At 71.3% G+C, this 14,765-nt stretch carries 10 protein-coding genes, 3 pseudogenes and 1 riboswitch; of the genes and pseudogenes, 5 read left to right on the plus strand and 8 right to left on the minus strand.

Annotated features, from left to right (window positions below; translation table 11 throughout):
- The first annotated feature begins 754 nt into the window (after positions 1-754).
- Positions 755-1,102: a MerR family transcriptional regulator gene (locus tag QMK28_RS23230; RefSeq protein ID WP_326441109.1), complete on the plus strand. Its 348-nt coding sequence runs from the start codon at positions 755-757 to the stop codon at positions 1,100-1,102.
- Positions 1,103-1,489: 387 nt separating this feature from the next.
- A riboswitch (cobalamin riboswitch) is annotated at positions 1,490-1,613 on the minus strand.
- Positions 1,614-1,798: 185 nt separating this feature from the next.
- Here QMK28_RS23230 and QMK28_RS23235 read toward each other — a convergent pair.
- A pseudogene (locus QMK28_RS23235) lies at positions 1,799-2,356 on the minus strand (3-hydroxybutyryl-CoA dehydrogenase); the annotation flags it as partial.
- Here QMK28_RS23235 and QMK28_RS34355 point away from each other — a divergent pair.
- Positions 2,240-2,956: an ABC transporter transmembrane domain-containing protein gene (locus tag QMK28_RS34355; protein WP_443050799.1), complete on the plus strand. Its 717-nt coding sequence runs from the start codon at positions 2,240-2,242 to the stop codon at positions 2,954-2,956. The pseudogene QMK28_RS23235 and the gene QMK28_RS34355 overlap by 117 nt on opposite strands.
- 111 nt (positions 2,957-3,067) lie before the next feature.
- On the opposite strand, the gene QMK28_RS23245 is transcribed toward QMK28_RS34355, so the two are convergent.
- Together QMK28_RS23245 and QMK28_RS23250 are read right to left on the minus strand one after the other, a co-directional pair.
- A complete protein-coding gene (locus tag QMK28_RS23245) occupies positions 3,068-3,292 on the minus strand; it encodes an MbtH family protein (protein WP_326441113.1) in 225 nt (74 codons plus the stop codon).
- A 120-nt stretch (positions 3,293-3,412) separates the two neighbouring features.
- Positions 3,413-5,330 (minus strand): annotated as a pseudogene (locus QMK28_RS23250) (condensation domain-containing protein); the annotation flags it as partial.
- A gap of 100 nt (positions 5,331-5,430) precedes the next feature.
- Between QMK28_RS23250 and QMK28_RS23255 the strand changes: the two are divergent.
- Positions 5,431-5,943, plus strand: a pseudogene (locus tag QMK28_RS23255) (methionyl-tRNA formyltransferase); the annotation flags it as partial.
- A 125-nt stretch (positions 5,944-6,068) separates the two neighbouring features.
- On the opposite strand, the gene QMK28_RS23260 reads toward QMK28_RS23255, so the two are convergent.
- Both QMK28_RS23260 and QMK28_RS23265 read right to left on the minus strand, forming a co-directional pair.
- Complete coding sequence (locus tag QMK28_RS23260) at positions 6,069-7,370, minus strand: alpha/beta hydrolase family protein (protein ID WP_326441116.1); 1,302 nt, start codon at positions 7,368-7,370, stop codon at positions 6,069-6,071.
- A gap of 362 nt (positions 7,371-7,732) precedes the next feature.
- Positions 7,733-8,467, minus strand: a complete 735-nt coding sequence (locus QMK28_RS23265; protein ID WP_326441119.1) for a TetR/AcrR family transcriptional regulator C-terminal domain-containing protein — start codon at positions 8,465-8,467, stop codon at positions 7,733-7,735.
- Positions 8,468-8,559: 92 nt separating this feature from the next.
- Between QMK28_RS23265 and QMK28_RS23270 the strand changes: the two genes are divergently transcribed.
- On the plus strand, positions 8,560-10,191 hold the full coding sequence (locus tag QMK28_RS23270) for an MFS transporter (RefSeq protein WP_326441122.1): 1,632 nt from the start codon (positions 8,560-8,562) through the stop codon (positions 10,189-10,191).
- A gap of 284 nt (positions 10,192-10,475) precedes the next feature.
- On the opposite strand, the gene QMK28_RS23275 is transcribed toward QMK28_RS23270, so the two are convergent.
- From QMK28_RS23275 to QMK28_RS23285, 3 genes are all read right to left on the minus strand, one after another.
- A complete protein-coding gene (locus tag QMK28_RS23275) occupies positions 10,476-10,706 on the minus strand; it encodes an acyl carrier protein (protein ID WP_326441125.1) in 231 nt (76 codons plus the stop codon).
- 74 nt (positions 10,707-10,780) lie between these two features.
- Positions 10,781-11,830, minus strand: a complete 1,050-nt coding sequence (locus QMK28_RS23280) for a beta-ketoacyl-ACP synthase III (protein WP_326441128.1) — start codon at positions 11,828-11,830, stop codon at positions 10,781-10,783.
- A gap of 54 nt (positions 11,831-11,884) precedes the next feature.
- Positions 11,885-13,159, minus strand: coding sequence for a beta-ketoacyl synthase N-terminal-like domain-containing protein (locus tag QMK28_RS23285; protein ID WP_326441131.1), 1,275 nt, complete (start codon positions 13,157-13,159; stop codon positions 11,885-11,887).
- Positions 13,160-13,422: 263 nt separating this feature from the next.
- Between QMK28_RS23285 and QMK28_RS23290 the strand changes: the two genes are divergently transcribed.
- On the plus strand, positions 13,423-14,721 hold the full coding sequence (locus QMK28_RS23290; protein WP_326441134.1) for a beta-ketoacyl-[acyl-carrier-protein] synthase family protein: 1,299 nt from the start codon (positions 13,423-13,425) through the stop codon (positions 14,719-14,721).
- The last annotated feature ends 44 nt before the right edge of the window (positions 14,722-14,765 follow it).

The following is a 14,765-nucleotide window of genomic DNA, read 5'->3' on the forward strand; positions in this document are numbered from 1 at the left end:
CGCCCCGCGCAGGCTCGCCGCACGGCGTCCGGCCGGGGCATCGCCGCCTAGCACCCAGCGGATATGAGGCCGGCCGCCGCTCGCGGCGGGCGGCCTCCGTCCCGGTGCACGGCACCGTATCGGCTCAGCATCAGCACCCGAGTGTGGTCACACGCTCGGGTGCTTTCGCGTGTGCGTCGGGGGCCTGCCCTGATCACGTCCTGGACGTGTCCCGGGCGTGGACTGGGCTGTGGAGCAGTGGGAAGGCCGGGTACCTGGCTCCCCGACACGCGGAAATCTGTCTCGGTTGCGGTAGACATCCGCACCCTCTGTGGCTAGTGTTTCTCACGTAGCCAAGGAAGTCGGCGAAGCGCGGCAGACACGGACTGGCGCGTGCAGTATGCGGAACGGCAGTGGAATCGCGGGGCCAGGAAGTGCATGAAGGCTCCGGGGTTGACTGCCGGGCCGGGCGGCCGGAGGGCCGCCACGCTGTATCGCAGACCGCAGTACCCGACCACGATGTTGAGAAAGTGAGGAACGAAACGCCATCAGGATCGTCCGGGCCGTGGTTGCGCCCGGGCGGCAGTGCAGGCCCAGGATTGGAAGGTGGTCCCCGGTCACGCATCCGAGATCCCCGCACCCCGTCCCAGCGGGCGGACTGTGCGGAAACAGAGAGCCGACGCAATCGGTCGGCAGATGGTGTTGAACCCCTCGGGGCCCTGGTGCCGTACGGTGCCGGGGCCCCTCGACGTGTCCCGAATGAAGAAGAGGTGCAATGGCCCCCACCATCCCAGCGAACCCGTCGGACAAATTCGACGATGACGACTACCCCGCTTACACGATGGGCCGCGCCGCCGAAATGATCGGCACCACGCCCGCCTTTCTGCGAGCCCTGGGCGAGGCACGCCTGCTCAGTCCCCTGCGCTCGGAAGGCGGCCACCGCCGCTACTCCCGCTACCAGCTGCGTATCGCGTCCCGCGCCCGCGAACTGGTGGACCAGGGAACGCCGATCGAGTCCGCCTGCCGCATCGTGATCCTTGAGGATCAGTTGCAGGAAGCCCTACGGCTCAACGAGGAAATGCGCGGTCTTTCGAGCGAGTCGAGGCGGACCGAGACTTCCTGATTCGCGCCCGGCTGCGGCCCCGGATCGTATGGAGCCATTGTTCCCGATCCGGGGCCGGTCTCTTTATCGAATAGTGGAATTGTATAATTCCGTCGCACGATGCGTGCGGAATTCATGAGGGCCCGAGGCCCGGTGTCGGACGCCCGTATCGGCCCGCCGGAAAACCGTTCGGCCGGTGCGTGGAGGCCCGGCCACAATGGCGGGCATGACCATGACCACCTCGCTCAGCCGGACCTGGACCGCTGCCCCGGCACCCGTTGGATCCGGCGAGGCGGCAGCGCTGCTCCGTGACTATTACATCGAGGTCAGCGACCGCTACTACACGCTCCACCACGGCCGTCTCTCGACGCCCACGGAGATCGAAGAGGGCCTCGCCGGTTCCCCGCCGTGTCCGGCTCGGACAGGGCTCCTACTGGCCGTCGCTTCCCAGAACCGGTACGGCTCCAGTGCGTCTGACGGCGGTCGTTCCCGCTCACCGCTGCGGGGCAGTCCCGGATTCCCACCGGGTTCCCTCTTACGGTGCTTCCTCCCGGGGGAAGAAGCGCACCAGCTGCACGGTCCACGTAATCACAGCGGGCACGGGCACCGGGCCGGGCCCGTGCCGTACGGCGTGGCCGGGCAGCCGTACGGACCGGGAGGGCGCGGCGCCGGGCGACCCCTCGCCGCCCGGCGCCGCGTCCGGTCCGCCCGGGGCCCTCACCCCGGGCCGTATCGGTGGAAGCCGCGCCCCGTCTTGCGGCCGAGCAGTCCGGCTTCGACCATGCGGTGCAGCAGCGGCGGCGGTGCGTAGAGAGGTTCCTTGAACTCCTCGTAGAGGGATTCGGCGATCGAGGCGACGGTGTCCAGGCCGATGAGGTCGGCGAGCTTGAGCGGGCCCATGGGGTGGGCGCAGCCGAGTTCCATGCCGGCGTCGACGTCCGCCGGGGTGGCGAATCCGGACTCGGCCATCCGGATCGCGGAGAGCAGATACGGGATCAGCAGGGTGTTGACGACGAAGCCCGCGCGGTCCTGGGAGCGGACCACCGTCTTGCCCAGGCCCGCCGTCGCGAATTCCTCGACCAGGTCGAGGGTCCGCCGGGTGGTGTGCAGCGAGGAGACGATCTCCACGAGCGGCATCACCGGGACCGGGTTGAAGAAGTGCAGGCCCACGACGCGGTCGGCGCTCCGGGTCGCCATCCCGAGGCGCATCACCGGGATGGACGAGGTGTTGGTGGCGAGGACCGCGTCCGGGTCTTCGACGATCTTGTCGAGAGCCGGAACGTCGCCGTCAGCTCAGTCCTGAATGCCGGGCACCAAGGGGGCGAGGCGCTGGCCCCCGTACTGATCGGCGTCGTCATCGACCAAGCGGTCTCCACCGGCGACACGAGCAGCCTCCTCCAGTGGATCGGCGCGCTGGCCGCCGTCTACATCGGACTCTCCTTCAGCTTCCGGTTCGGGGCGCGGGCCGGGGAACGCGCGGCCGAGGAAGCCGGGCACACCCTGCGCGTCGAACTGACCGGCCGCGTCCTCGACCCCAGAGGCGGCGCCGAGACCGGACGGCTGCCCGGCGCGCTGACGAACATCGCGACCGAGGACGCCCGCCGCGTCGGCGCGGTCAGCCTCGCGCTGCCGCTGGGCATCGCCGCGCTCATCGCGCTGCTGGTCACCACCGTGGCGCTGCTCGCGCTCTACGGCGGCCTGAAGGTGGCGAAGGAGCAGCGCGAGGTCTACGTCAAGGAGGCCGGCCAGTACGGCACCGCGACGTCCTTCGTCTCGGCGCTCAGCGTGCCGTACCTGCTGGACCGGCTGGTCCCGCAGCTGTCGGCCGCCGTGGACGGGGACGTCAAGACGAAGGTGGAGCAGCCCGCCTCCTGACCCGATCTACCTCTGACCCGACCCACCTCCTGACCCGAAACGAAGCCAGGGCCCCGGTTCCGACAGTGTTCCAGGGGCCCTGGCTTTCGTGCGTTCAGCGGCTGCGGGCGGTCAGCTCTTCCGGGCCTCGGCGGCCATCGACTCGACGAGGCTGGTGGGACGCATGTCCGTCCAGTTCTCCTCGACGTGGTCCAGGCACGCCTGCCGGGAGTCCGGTCCGTGCGCCACGGTCCAGCCGGGCGGCGCCTCGGCGAAGTCCGGCCAGAGGCTGTACTGCCCCTCGGCGTTGACCAGTGCGGAGTAGACACCCTCGGGGTTCTCGAACGGGTTGGTCATGGAGCAGGTCTCCTTTCGGAGGTCGGGCCGGGGAACTGGGAGGCCGGGGCGGGACAGTGAGGGTACGGCGGGACGGGTACGACGGAACGGGCCGGGACGGGTACGGCGGGTCGGGAGGGTTCAGGACGAGGCCTCGTTCCGGGCTGCGGCGCGGGTCGCCAGGGCGTCCAGCGCCCGGAACCAACACTCTGCCAGGTCCCGCACCGCGTCCTCGGACAGCACCGCGGCGGGCCAGGACCAGTGGGCGGCCAGCTCAGGCCCGCCGGGCCGGTCCTCGGTCACCACATTGACGCTCAGCGCGTGGCCCTCGGGCATCGCGGCCTCCGCGCCGATGTCCGCCGCGTCCTCCTCGGGAGCGTACGACCAGTCCGTCTCCTCCGGCACGCCGAACCGGCCGAGGTAGTTGAACTCGATCTGCGGGGTGGGCAGTTCGGCCAGTACTGGCCCGGTCGCCGGGTTGAGGCGGCGCAGCATCCCGTACCCCACGCCCGAGGCGGGCAGCGAGGCCAAGTGCTCCTTGACGCGGGTCAGCGCCTGCTCGGCGGCCGGGCCGCCGGCGAGAGCCTCGGCGAGGTCGACCGGGCCGTGGTCCAGCCGCACCGGGAAGACGCTGGTGAACCAGCCGACCGTGCGGGACAGGTCCACCTCGGCGGAGACTGTCGTGTCCGGGAGCGGCCCTTCCGGGAGCGGCCCGTCCGAGGCGGTGAACAGCTTCTCCTCGCGGCCGTGGCCCTCCAGATCCACCAGTACGGCGTTCCCCGAGCCGCCCCGGCGCGCGCCAGTCGGCGACGGCCAGCGACAGCGCGGTCAGCAGTACGTCGTTGACACCGGCCACGAAGGCGGTCGGTACCGCCGCCAGCAGTGGGGCCGTACGGTCCGTGGACAGCCGCAGCTCCAGTTCCCGCACCGTGCCGGTGACATCCCGCGCCGGGTCCAACGGGCGGTCCAGCGGCAGAGGTTCGACCCCTGCCAGAAGGTCGGTCCAGATCGGCAGCTCATCCTCGCGGGCCCGGTCGCGGGCCTGCTCCGTGAGCAGCTCCGCCCAGCGCCGGAACGAGGTTTTCACCGGCGGCAGTTCGGCGCTTCGTCCCACCGCGATCCGCTCCCAGGCGGCGGCGAGATCGGGCAGCAGAATCCGCCACGAGACGCCGTCCACCACCAGGTGATGCACCATCAGCAGCAGCCGGCCGGGCCGGCCGGGGCCGGCGTCAAGCCAGACTGCCCGCACCATCGCGCCGGAGTCCGGGTCGAGTTGTGCTCGGGCGGCGACCGCCTGAGCCGTCACCGCCTCGCGCAGTCCGGCGTCGTCCAGCGTCGCGACATCGACGCGGGTGAGCCAGCCGGCGGCGTCCGTCGAAGCGGCCGGTCCGACCTCCAGCGACCAGTCTTCGCCGGACTGCGCTCCGCCGCCGGCCGAGCCCCCGGCCCCGGCCCGTACGAGCCGGGCGCGCAGCATGTCGTGCCGGTCCGCGAGGGCCTGGAGCACCGCGACGAGCTTGTCGCGGTCCAGTTCGGCCGGTGTGCGCACCAGGGCCGTCTGGTGGTAGCCCGCGAACGGGCCCGCCGGCTCCCGCAGCCAGTGCATGACCGGGGTGAGCGGGACCGTACCCGTACCGTCGTCGGACGGTCCGGCGGCGCCCGGCCGGTCGTCCACCGGGGTGGCCACACCGCTCAGCCCCGCGACCGTGCGGCGCCGGAACACCTGGCGCGGGCTGATCCTCGCCCCGGCGGCGCGTGCCCGGTTGACCAGTTGCATCGCCACGATGCTGTCGCCGCCGAGGGCGAAGAAGTCGTCGTCGACGCCGACCGACGCCAGCCCCAGCACCTCGGCGAAGACGGTGCACAGCGTCTTCTCCAGCGGGCTCTCGGGCGCCCGGCCGGACAGCGCGGCGGCGAAGTCCGGCGCGGGCAGGGCCTTGCGGTCCAGCTTGCCGTCGGCCAGCTCGGGCAGCCGGTCCAGGGTCACGACCGCCGCCGGGAGCATGTGGTCGGGCAGCAGCCCCGCGACATGGGCCCGCAGCCGCGCCGCGTCCGGGACGAGGCGGTCGGCCGGGGCTCCGGGCCCTGCTCCGCTCTCGGCCGGGGTTCCTTGTCCGGCAGCCGCTCCGCCCTCGGCCGGTACGACGTAGGCCACCGACGTGCAGCGCGCGGTGGCCGTCGGGCCGGCCGACACCGCGACCGACCTGTTCCACCGCACCGTCGATCTCATCGCTCCGGTCGTCACGGGCGCGCTCGACCTCATCGCCTCGGGCCGCGCCGAGGGCATCCGGCAGGACCGTTCCAAGGCCAGCTTCTTCCACAAGCGCTCCCTGGAGGACAGCCGCATCGACTTCGGCTGGCCCGCCGAGGACCTGGACCGGCTGATCCGGGCCCAGTGCGACCCGTACCCCAACGCCTTCGCCTTCCACCGGGGCGAGCGGCTGCGCATCGTGTCCGCCAAGGTCTCGGCCGGACGCTACGGCGGCACGCCGGGGCGCATCTTCATCCGGGAGGGCGACGCGGTCGTCATCGTCGCCGGAGCGGACGCCAGGGGAGGCCGCAACCACGGCCTGGCCGTCACCCGGGTGCGTACGGAGGACGGTACGGAGCACGCGGCCACCGACTACTTCCGCACCATGGGCGGATACCTCACGAGCCGGCCGGCCGGCTGACGCCGGGGCCGCACAGCTCCGCACCCGGGGCGGTCCCCCCGGCCCCGGGTGCGGGTGCGTCACGAAGCAGCCGCTCAAGCCGGCCGCTCGGACCGGCCGCTCGATCCAGCGGCTCATCCAGCGGCTCAGTCCAGCCGCGCGAACCACCGCGCGTTGTCGGACACGGCCTCCAGATACGTGCCGAAGTGGTCGGCGCTCCCATGGTCGGTCACCTTGGCGCGGACGCCGTGGCCGGCCAGCCGCCGCGCGCAGTCACGGGCGTTGGCGATCGGCACGTCCGTGTCCCCCGAGGCCGTGTGGAGCCGGACGGGCACCCGCGGAGCCCAGTCGCAGACGCCGTCGTTGAGCCGGATCACCTCGGCGAAGACGCCGCTGGGATGCTGGACGCGCTCGTACCATTCGTCCGTCAGCAGCTCCTTCACCGTGCGGGGAAGCTCCTTGAAGATCTCCTGATCCGGGTGCTCGCTGTCGAAGAGCCGCTCCAGCCGGTCGGCGTACGGGGCGCGGAAGACCTCGCGCGGATCGGTGTAGAGCGGGTGCAGCCGGTTCTGGGCGACCAGGAAGTACGAGAGGTAGAAGACCGCGGAGTCCGCGGCGACCCGGCCGTCGAACATGCCGGGCAGCTCCGAGCCCTCGATGTCGTACGGGCCGCTGACCGGCGCGAGCGCCCGCAGCCGGAAGTGCCGGTCCGCGCCCCGGCTCAGCTCGCGGCCGAGCGCCATGGAGACCTGCCCGCCCTGCGAGAAGCCGGTGACGTACACATCGCCGTCGAGCCGCTTGCCGCGCTGCGCGGCGGCGGTGCGGGCGGCCCGTAACGCGTCCAGGGACGCGGAGACCGAGGAGCGGTTGTCCACGTACGGGTGCGTGCCGGGACCGGTGCCGAGCCCCAGGTAGTCGGGCGCGACGACGGCCCGGCCGCCGGACGCGTAGAGCTGCGCGGCGATGCGGGAGGCGTTGTCCCCGGTGGACGGCGCGTTGCCCCGGTAGGCGAGGGTGCCGTGGTTCTCGGAGACGGCGGCCAGCCGGTGGCCGCCGCCGGTCGGCAGCACCAGCAGCGCGGAGGCGGTGGTCGGCGCGCCGCCGGGGGTGACGGTGGCGTAGGTCAGGCGGTACGAGGCGGTGCCGTGCCGCGCGGCGGCGGCGTCCACGCCCTCGCCGGTCACGAACTCCACCACCTGCGCGCGGGTCTTGCGCTCCAGCGGCGTGACGGAGAGCAGCGCGCCCCGGGCGAGCGGGGTACGGGCGGACGCGGGGGCGGTCCGGGTTGCTTGGGCGGTCCGCGCCGGGGCTTCCTGCCGCGTCGGGCCGGCGGCCAGCGCGGGGGTCGCGGCGAGGGCGACGAGCAGGGCCGCGGCGGCCGTCGCGCCGCGCCGCGCGCGCCTGTTCACGGACATCGGGGGTGTCTGCCGAGCATCGAGTTCTGTCATGGGGAGATCCTCGGGCGGGAGTGCGGGCCGCGGAATGCGGATAGCCCCCGCACGGGGGTGTGCCCAGGTCCCTCGGCTGCTGCTACCTGGCTACCGGGCCGCCACCGGCGCCGCCCGCTCACCTGCGAGTTCGCCCGGGGCGATGCCGCCGACGGCCGGGCGGGGCGGGGGGGGGGGGGGGGGGTGGGTGCGGGGATACGGCCGCTCCGCCCCGTCCGTCGGTCACGGGTTCCGCCGGGCTCGTCTCCGGGCGGCGCTCGCGCAGTCCAGGGTGACGCCCGCGCCGGCGCGGCCCGGCCGCCCGCCACGGGAGCTGTGCTCCCCGAGTGGCGGGTCCGGCCGGGGCCGCCCTGAAGGGCGCGTCATGACGAGATCATCAGCTCCACGCCGCTGACGAAGCACTCAAGGCCCTCCAGGAACCGTTGCCGCGAGTTGCTCGTCGAGCTGCGGCGGAGGTATTCGGTCAGCGAGGGCGGATGCTCCTTGAGCGCGATCTCCAGATACGGGGCCATCCGGGTCAGCCACACCTGCTCGTCCTCGGCCGTCTGGTTCGCCACCGACTGCCAGGCGGCCTCGCTGAGCGCCGCTCCCAGCACGTAGTAGTAGAAACCGGCCAAGGCGGAGTCCAACTGCTTCTCGGTGAAGCTCGCCCGGTCCAGCACTTGGATGATCGCGCTGGTGTGCGAGAGGGCGTTCGGCCCCACCGGGGGCCGCGCTCCCAGGAGTTCGATCACCCAGGAGTGCCGGAGCAGCACCTCGAAGAACTCGATGCCGAGCTGCTTGATGTCCTTGCGCCAGTCCATGGCCGACGCCGGGATTTTCGCTTCGGCGAAGATCTCGTCGATCGCCAGTTCCAGCAGGTCGTCCTTGGTGGCGACATGCCAGTAGAGCGACATCGGCGCCGTCTGGAGCCGGGTCGCCAGCTGGCGCATCCGTAGATTTTTGACACCTCCCTCATCGAGCAGGTCCATAGCGGCCCGCACGATCTGTTCGCGGCTCAGCGGTGGCTGAGCCCGGGTTCGTTTTTTCGGCCGGAGCCACACGGAGCTCGGGCGTTCCTTCGTCTCGTGCTGTCGGGGTTCGGTCACAACTTGCATTCTAACGTAGACACGTACGTTGTACGAGTGGTAGTACCGTGTACGACAGATCCTGCCACGGGCAGGCCCGGCATCTTTTGAGGGGGTAATCCATGCGTGCGGCGAACAGGTGGGTTGTGCTGTGCGTCCTTTCCCTGAGTCTTCTGGTGGTCGCGCTCGATTTGACCGTGCTGAACGTCGCCCTGCCGACGCTGGCCACGGAGCTCCAACCCTCGTCGGTGCAGCTGCTGTGGATGGTCGACGTCTACTCGCTGGTCGTCGCGGGACTGCTGATCAGCGCGGGCACCCTGGGTGACCGGATGGGCCGCAAGTTCTTCCTGTGCCTGGGCTTCGGCGTGTTCGGCGCCGCTTCCGCGGTCGCGGCGTGGGCGCAGAACCCGGAGATGCTGATCGTGGGCCGCGCGCTGCTCGGCCTGGGCGCCGCGCTGATCATGCCGTCGACGCTCTCGATCATCCGGAACATCTTCACGGACCGCCGGGAGCGGACCTTGGCGCTGGGCATCTGGGCCTCGGTCTCCGCGGCCGGAGCCGCGGTCGGGCCGGTGGTCGGCGGCTTCCTGCTCGAACACTTCTGGTGGGGCTCGGTCTTCCTGGTCAACCTGCCCATCATGCTGCTGGCCCTGGCGGCGGGACTGCTGCTGGTGCCGGAGTCCAAGCACCCCGACCCGCCGCGCTGGGACGCGCTCAGCGCGCTGCTCTCGATCTGCGGTCTGATCGCGCTCGTCTACGGCATCCAGCGGGTCGGCGCGGACGGCCTCACCCTGCACGGGACCGGGGTCGGCCTGGTGGGCGTGGTGCTGCTGGTGGGGCTCGTGCTGCGGCTGTTGCGCGTCGAGGATCCGCTGATCGACCTGAAGCTGTTCAAGCACCGGGCCTTCGCGGTCGGCGTGGTGTCCGTGGTGCTGGCGATGTTCGGCATGGGCGGCCTGATGCTGCTGCTCACCCAGCACTGGCAGTTCGTCAACGGGGCGAGTCCGCTGGAGTCCGGCCTGCGGTTGCTGCCGCTGGTGCTGGCCACCATGATCGGCGCTCCCTGCATGTCGTTCATCGTGCCGCGCTACGGCACCCGGTACGCCATGGCGCTGGGGCTGCTGCTGATCGGCGCCGCGTTCTTCGTGCTGATCGGCGTGGACACCGACACCGATTACTGGGTCTTCGCGATCGCGCTGGTGGGCATCGGAGCCGGCGCGGGCTGCGCGATGACCGCGGCTTCCGACGTGATCATGTCGACCGCCCCGGCCGAGTCCGCGGGCGGCGCGGCGGGCATCGAGGAGACGTCGTACGAGCTGGGCAACGGCCTGAGCGTCGCGATCATGGGCAGCGTGGCATCGGCCATGTTCCGCCGGCAGATGGACGACCCGGTGGCCGGGGTGGACCCCAAGTCGATGGACCTCGCGCGCGAGGGGATCGCCGACGCGGTGGCCGTGGCCAGGCAGCTCCCGGGCGGGACGGGCCGTGCGCTGGAGCGGCAGGCGGACGACTCCTTCGCGAGCGCTTTCGGGATCACCTCGATCTTCACCGGCTCGATGCTGATCGTGGTGATGGTCGTGGTCTTCTTCGCCATCCCGCGTACGGCCGGTATGTCCACCAAGGGCGGCGGCGAGCAGTCCGACGCTCCAAGCGGTCCCGAGGGCCGCGGCCCGGACGCGGCCGGCTCCGACGAGGCCGGCCCGGCCGAGGTCGGCCCCGAGGGTGCGAAGCAGTTGGACACCGGGCACTCCTGAGGTCCCCGGAGGGCCGCCCGCTGGGCTGCCCTCCACCCCAAGCAGGCGCCGGCCCCCCATGGCTCCCGGGGGCCGGCGTCGTCCGTTGAGCTGGACCTCGCACGTTCTTCGCACAGAGCGCGTTCTTCGCACAGAGCGCGGGCGCGGGCAGGGGCGCGAGCACGGGCGTGAACGCGCGCCCGAACCTGCCGCCCGCACGGGCCACGCGCGAAGCGATCGCGACGCCCGCACGGGGTGCGGACGAGGCGATCGCGACGCGGCGGGTCTGCCGGCCCGGCGCGGCGTCAGGCGGCCGCGGTGCGGCGCTCGAGGAGCCGCACGATGTTGTCCAGCCGGTCCAGATCGATCACTTCGTCGTCCGAGACCTCCACTTCGAACTTCTTCTCCATGACGAGGGCGAACTCGACCGCCGCCAGTGAGTCGAGCCCGAGATCGTCCAGCGTGGCACTCGGAGTGATGAGCTCGGCGGGCGTGTTGAAGCTCTCGATGAGCAGCGTCTTGATCTGATCGAACACTGTTCCTCCAGGAGGCGGTCCGTAGTCGTGGGGAGCGTGGGCGTGGCATGCTGCGAGAGATCCGCCGGGCGCGGTCAGGCCCGGTAGTCGTGCACGGACAAAGCGGTGACGTCCGGCCAGACGGCCGTGGCCGCGCCCCAGGTCAGGCCCGCGCCGAAGGCTGCGAGCAACACCTTCTCGCCCGGCCGCAGTCGACCGGCCGCGGCGGAGTCGGCGAGCAGCAGCGGCAGCGAGGCCCCCGAGGTGTTGCCGACCTGCTCGATGTTGGACAGCGCCCGCTCCACCGGAATGCCCAGCCGCTCGGCCACGGCCACGCCGATCCGGGCGTTGGCCTGATGGGCGGCGAACCGGTCCACGTCGCCGACCTGCCACCCGGCGCGTTCCAGCGCGGTCAGCGAGGACTCCACCATCCGGTCCGTCGCGTGCCGGTAGACCTTCCGGCCCTGCATCTGGATGAAGTAGTCCTCGGCGGCCGGCGAGGTGCCCTCCGAGCGCTGCCGCGAACCGCCCGCCGGGATCGTGATCAGCTCGCTCCACTCGCCGCCGCTGCCCAGGCAGACGGGCCCGACCGCGCCCGGCTCGTCCGGATCGCCCGCGCGCACCAGGACCGCTCCCGCGCCGTCGCCGAAGATGGGCGCGGTGCCGCGGTCCATCGGGTCGACGATCGTGGAGAACGTGTCCGAGCCGATCACCAGGACGCTGTCCGCGGCCCGGGTGGCGATCAGACCGGCCGCGTTGGCCAGCCCGTACAGGAAGCCGGTGCACACCGCGGCGAGGTCGTAGGCCGCGATGCGGCCGAGCCCGAGCCGGGAGGCCACCTCGGGGGCGGTCGCCGGCAGCACCCGGTCCGGGGTCGAGGTGGCCACGATGACCGCGTCCACGGTGGGGAAGCCCGCGGACTTCAGGGCGAGCCCGCCGGCCTCGACGGCCATCGCGCACGTCGCCCTGCCCGGCTCGACGACGTGCCGCGCGCCGATCCCGGTCCGGCTGCGGATCCACTCGTCCGAGGTGTCCAGACGGGCGGCGAGATCGTGGTTGGTGACGGTGCCGGACGGCACCCAGCCGCCGACGCCCGCGATCACGGCCGCCCGGCCGTTGCCGCTGTCCTCACGCGCTGCGAACACGATTCCCCCTTCTGAGTGACCCCGGCGCCGGCTCCCCGCCGGGCCGGAGGGCTGTCATACCTTCGTCAGCAGAATGGCGCTGCTGACCATGCCGACCGTGTAGTTGAGCGACAGGGCGTGGTCCACGCGCATCGGCCGCACCGCGGTGCCCGGCACCGGGTCGAAGTCGCACTCGTCCGCGGGCTCGCGGCAGCCGGCCGTCGGGCACACCTCGTCGCGCTGGAGCATCAGGGCCGAGGCGGCCACCCCGAGGTTGCCCAACGGGCCGCCGTGGTGGCCGAAGCACGCCTCCTGGACGGTGACGGGCATCGAACTCGCCCGGTCGCCGAAGAGCGAGTGCATGATGTTGGACTCGGTCTCGTGGAAGACCGGGTCGCCCTCGGCGCCGCCGTTGACGTAGTCGATCTGCTCCGCGTCGATCCCGGCCGCGGCCATGGCCTGGCGCGCCGCCAGCACCATGCCGGCGCCCTGCCGGTCGATGGCGAACACGCTGCGCTGCGGGCTGCGCCGGGTGCTCTGGGCGGTCATCCGGGCGTAGCCGGGTGCGCCTCGGCGCTCGGCGTGCTCCCGGCTCTCCAGCACCAGGGTGATGGAACCGTTGCCCATGTTGGACCCCGGGCTGGTCTTGTCGTACGGACGCATGAGCTGCGTCATCGCGAGGGCAGAGTCCTCCATCGCGTCGAGGGTGCCGCCCTCCAGCGCGTTCAACTCGTTGTAGCGGTCGATGAGTCCGGCGTAGTGCTGGATGAAGTCGATGCCGAAACAGTCGGCTCCGGTCACCACCGCGACGTCCAGCTCACCATTGGCGATCATGCGATGGGCGAGACCGAGCACCACCGCGGACGAGGTGCAGCCGTTGGAGACGGTGAAGCTGGGGCCGGTGCTGCCGACCACCGAGACCTGGACGCTGGCCACGTCCATCGGCAGGCCGTTGAGCGCGAGCCGGGTGCCCAGTTCGTTGATCTCCTCCTTGGTGACCTGGTCCCGCTTCGCGTTCATGATGTCCAGGTACGGCGTCGACCAGCAGTCGCCGCCGTCCCGGGCGGCCAGCACCGCCGCCTCGCGCAGATCGCCGGCCCGGAAGTCGAGCCCGGCGTCGGTGCAGGCCTCCGACAGCGAGATCAGGCCGTAGAACTGAACCGGTGAGTAGTAATTCAGCGCTCTCTTCGGAAGTTCGGGGAAGCGCGCTTTGACATCGCTCACTTCCGTGCGGACCGTGCCGAAGAACACTCCGTCATTTTCCACGTAGGACGTTCCGGTGGAAATGGCGTGCCAGAACTCACCCGGTGTGGCGCACAGGCCGCCGGGTCCTGGCAGGGCAAAACCCATACCCGTAATAAGAGTGTCCCTCGCGGTGCCTGTCAGGGGATCTGCCATCCGGCTTCCTCGCTCCGCTTCGCCGTAACGTACGGACTGAAACCTAGAAGTACGGGGATGGATCGGAGAACCTGCCACGAGTACCTTATTCGCCTCGGGCAAAAGTACTTGAGGTACCGAATTGATTTCCGGGTACCACCGGTACCTTGAACGTTCTAGCATCAGTACCGGTGGTCGGATGCCCCCGTTGTCCGGACAAATTAGCGTTACCGGGCATGGATGTATCTTCGGGATCGAGCGGACCGAACAGTCGTGAAGAGCCCGTGGTCATCACGGGGATCGGAGTGATGCTTCCAGGCGCGTCGAACGTCAATGAATTCTGGCAGGATGTACGGGCCGGAAATTCCCGGCTCGGATTCCTGACGCGGTGCGACCCGGGCAGAATCCCGGTGAGCGTCGCCGGCCAGCTCAAGGGATTCGACCACCAGAAATACCTGCCGGACCTTCCGGACGCCCACGCGCGCCGCTATTCGCGCGACGCACTCGTCGTCATGTCGGCCATCGAAGAGGCCCGGCGCGACGCGAGCCTGGACGGCTCGGAGATCGACCCGCGCCGGCTCTCGCTGATCGCCTCCTCGTCGCGCGGCCCGCTGGAATGGGTCAGCAACGCGCTGGAGGACCCCGCGAACGACAGTGAGAACTTCGGCAACAGCGGGGCCATGCTGCGCGGTCTGCCCGGCTGCGCGGCGACCATGTCGGCCATCCACAGCAATATCCAGGGCCTGGTCACGACATTGAGCAGCGCGTGCGTCGGCGGACAGCACGCGATCGGATTCGCCACCGAACTGCTGCGCTCCGGCGCGGCCGACGCGGTGGTCGTGGCGGGCTATGAATTCCCCCTGTTGTCGGTGATCTACAAGAGCTTCGCGTCCATGGGCAAGGGCGTGCTGTCCTCGGAGTCCGAGGACCCGGCCAACGCGGTACGGCCCTACACCCGCGACCGCGAGGGATTCGTCTTCGGCGAGGGTGCGGTGGCCCTGTGCCTGGAGCGGGAGAGCTTCGCCCGCGACCGCGGCGCCGCGGGCTATGCGCGGGTGCTCTCGCACCGGGCGCTGAACGAGGCCGGCCACCCGTTCGGGATGGATATGACGGGCTCGGTCACCGCCGGAGTGGTGGTCGACGCGCTGGCGGCGGCCGGACGCGGGCCGCAGGACGTGGACTACTACATGGGCCACGGCACCGGGACGCCCAAGAACGACGTGGCCGAGAGCCGGATGCTCGGCGTCCTCTACGAGGGGCGCCCCCGGTCCGGCTGGCCGCCGCTCAGCTCCGTCAAGCCGGTCTACGGGCACCTGCTGGGCGCCGCGGGCCTCGTCAACACCGCTGCGACAGCGTTGTCATTGCACCACCAGTGCCTGTGCGCGACCGCCAACTACGCGGGCGCCGCGCCTGATCCCGAGTGCGACCACGACCACGTGGGCGAGGGAGCGCGGCCCGCCGAACTCGACCTCGCCGTCTCGCTGTCCTTCGCGATCGGCAGCCAGACCTCGGCACTCGTGCTGGGATCCGCCTGACCGGACTCCGGCCGCGAGACGACAGGACTCCGGGACGACAGGAC

It is taken from the genome of Streptomyces sp. H27-D2, assembly GCF_035828615.1.
In the GTDB taxonomy this organism is placed as follows: Bacteria; Actinomycetota; Actinomycetes; order Streptomycetales; family Streptomycetaceae; genus Streptomyces.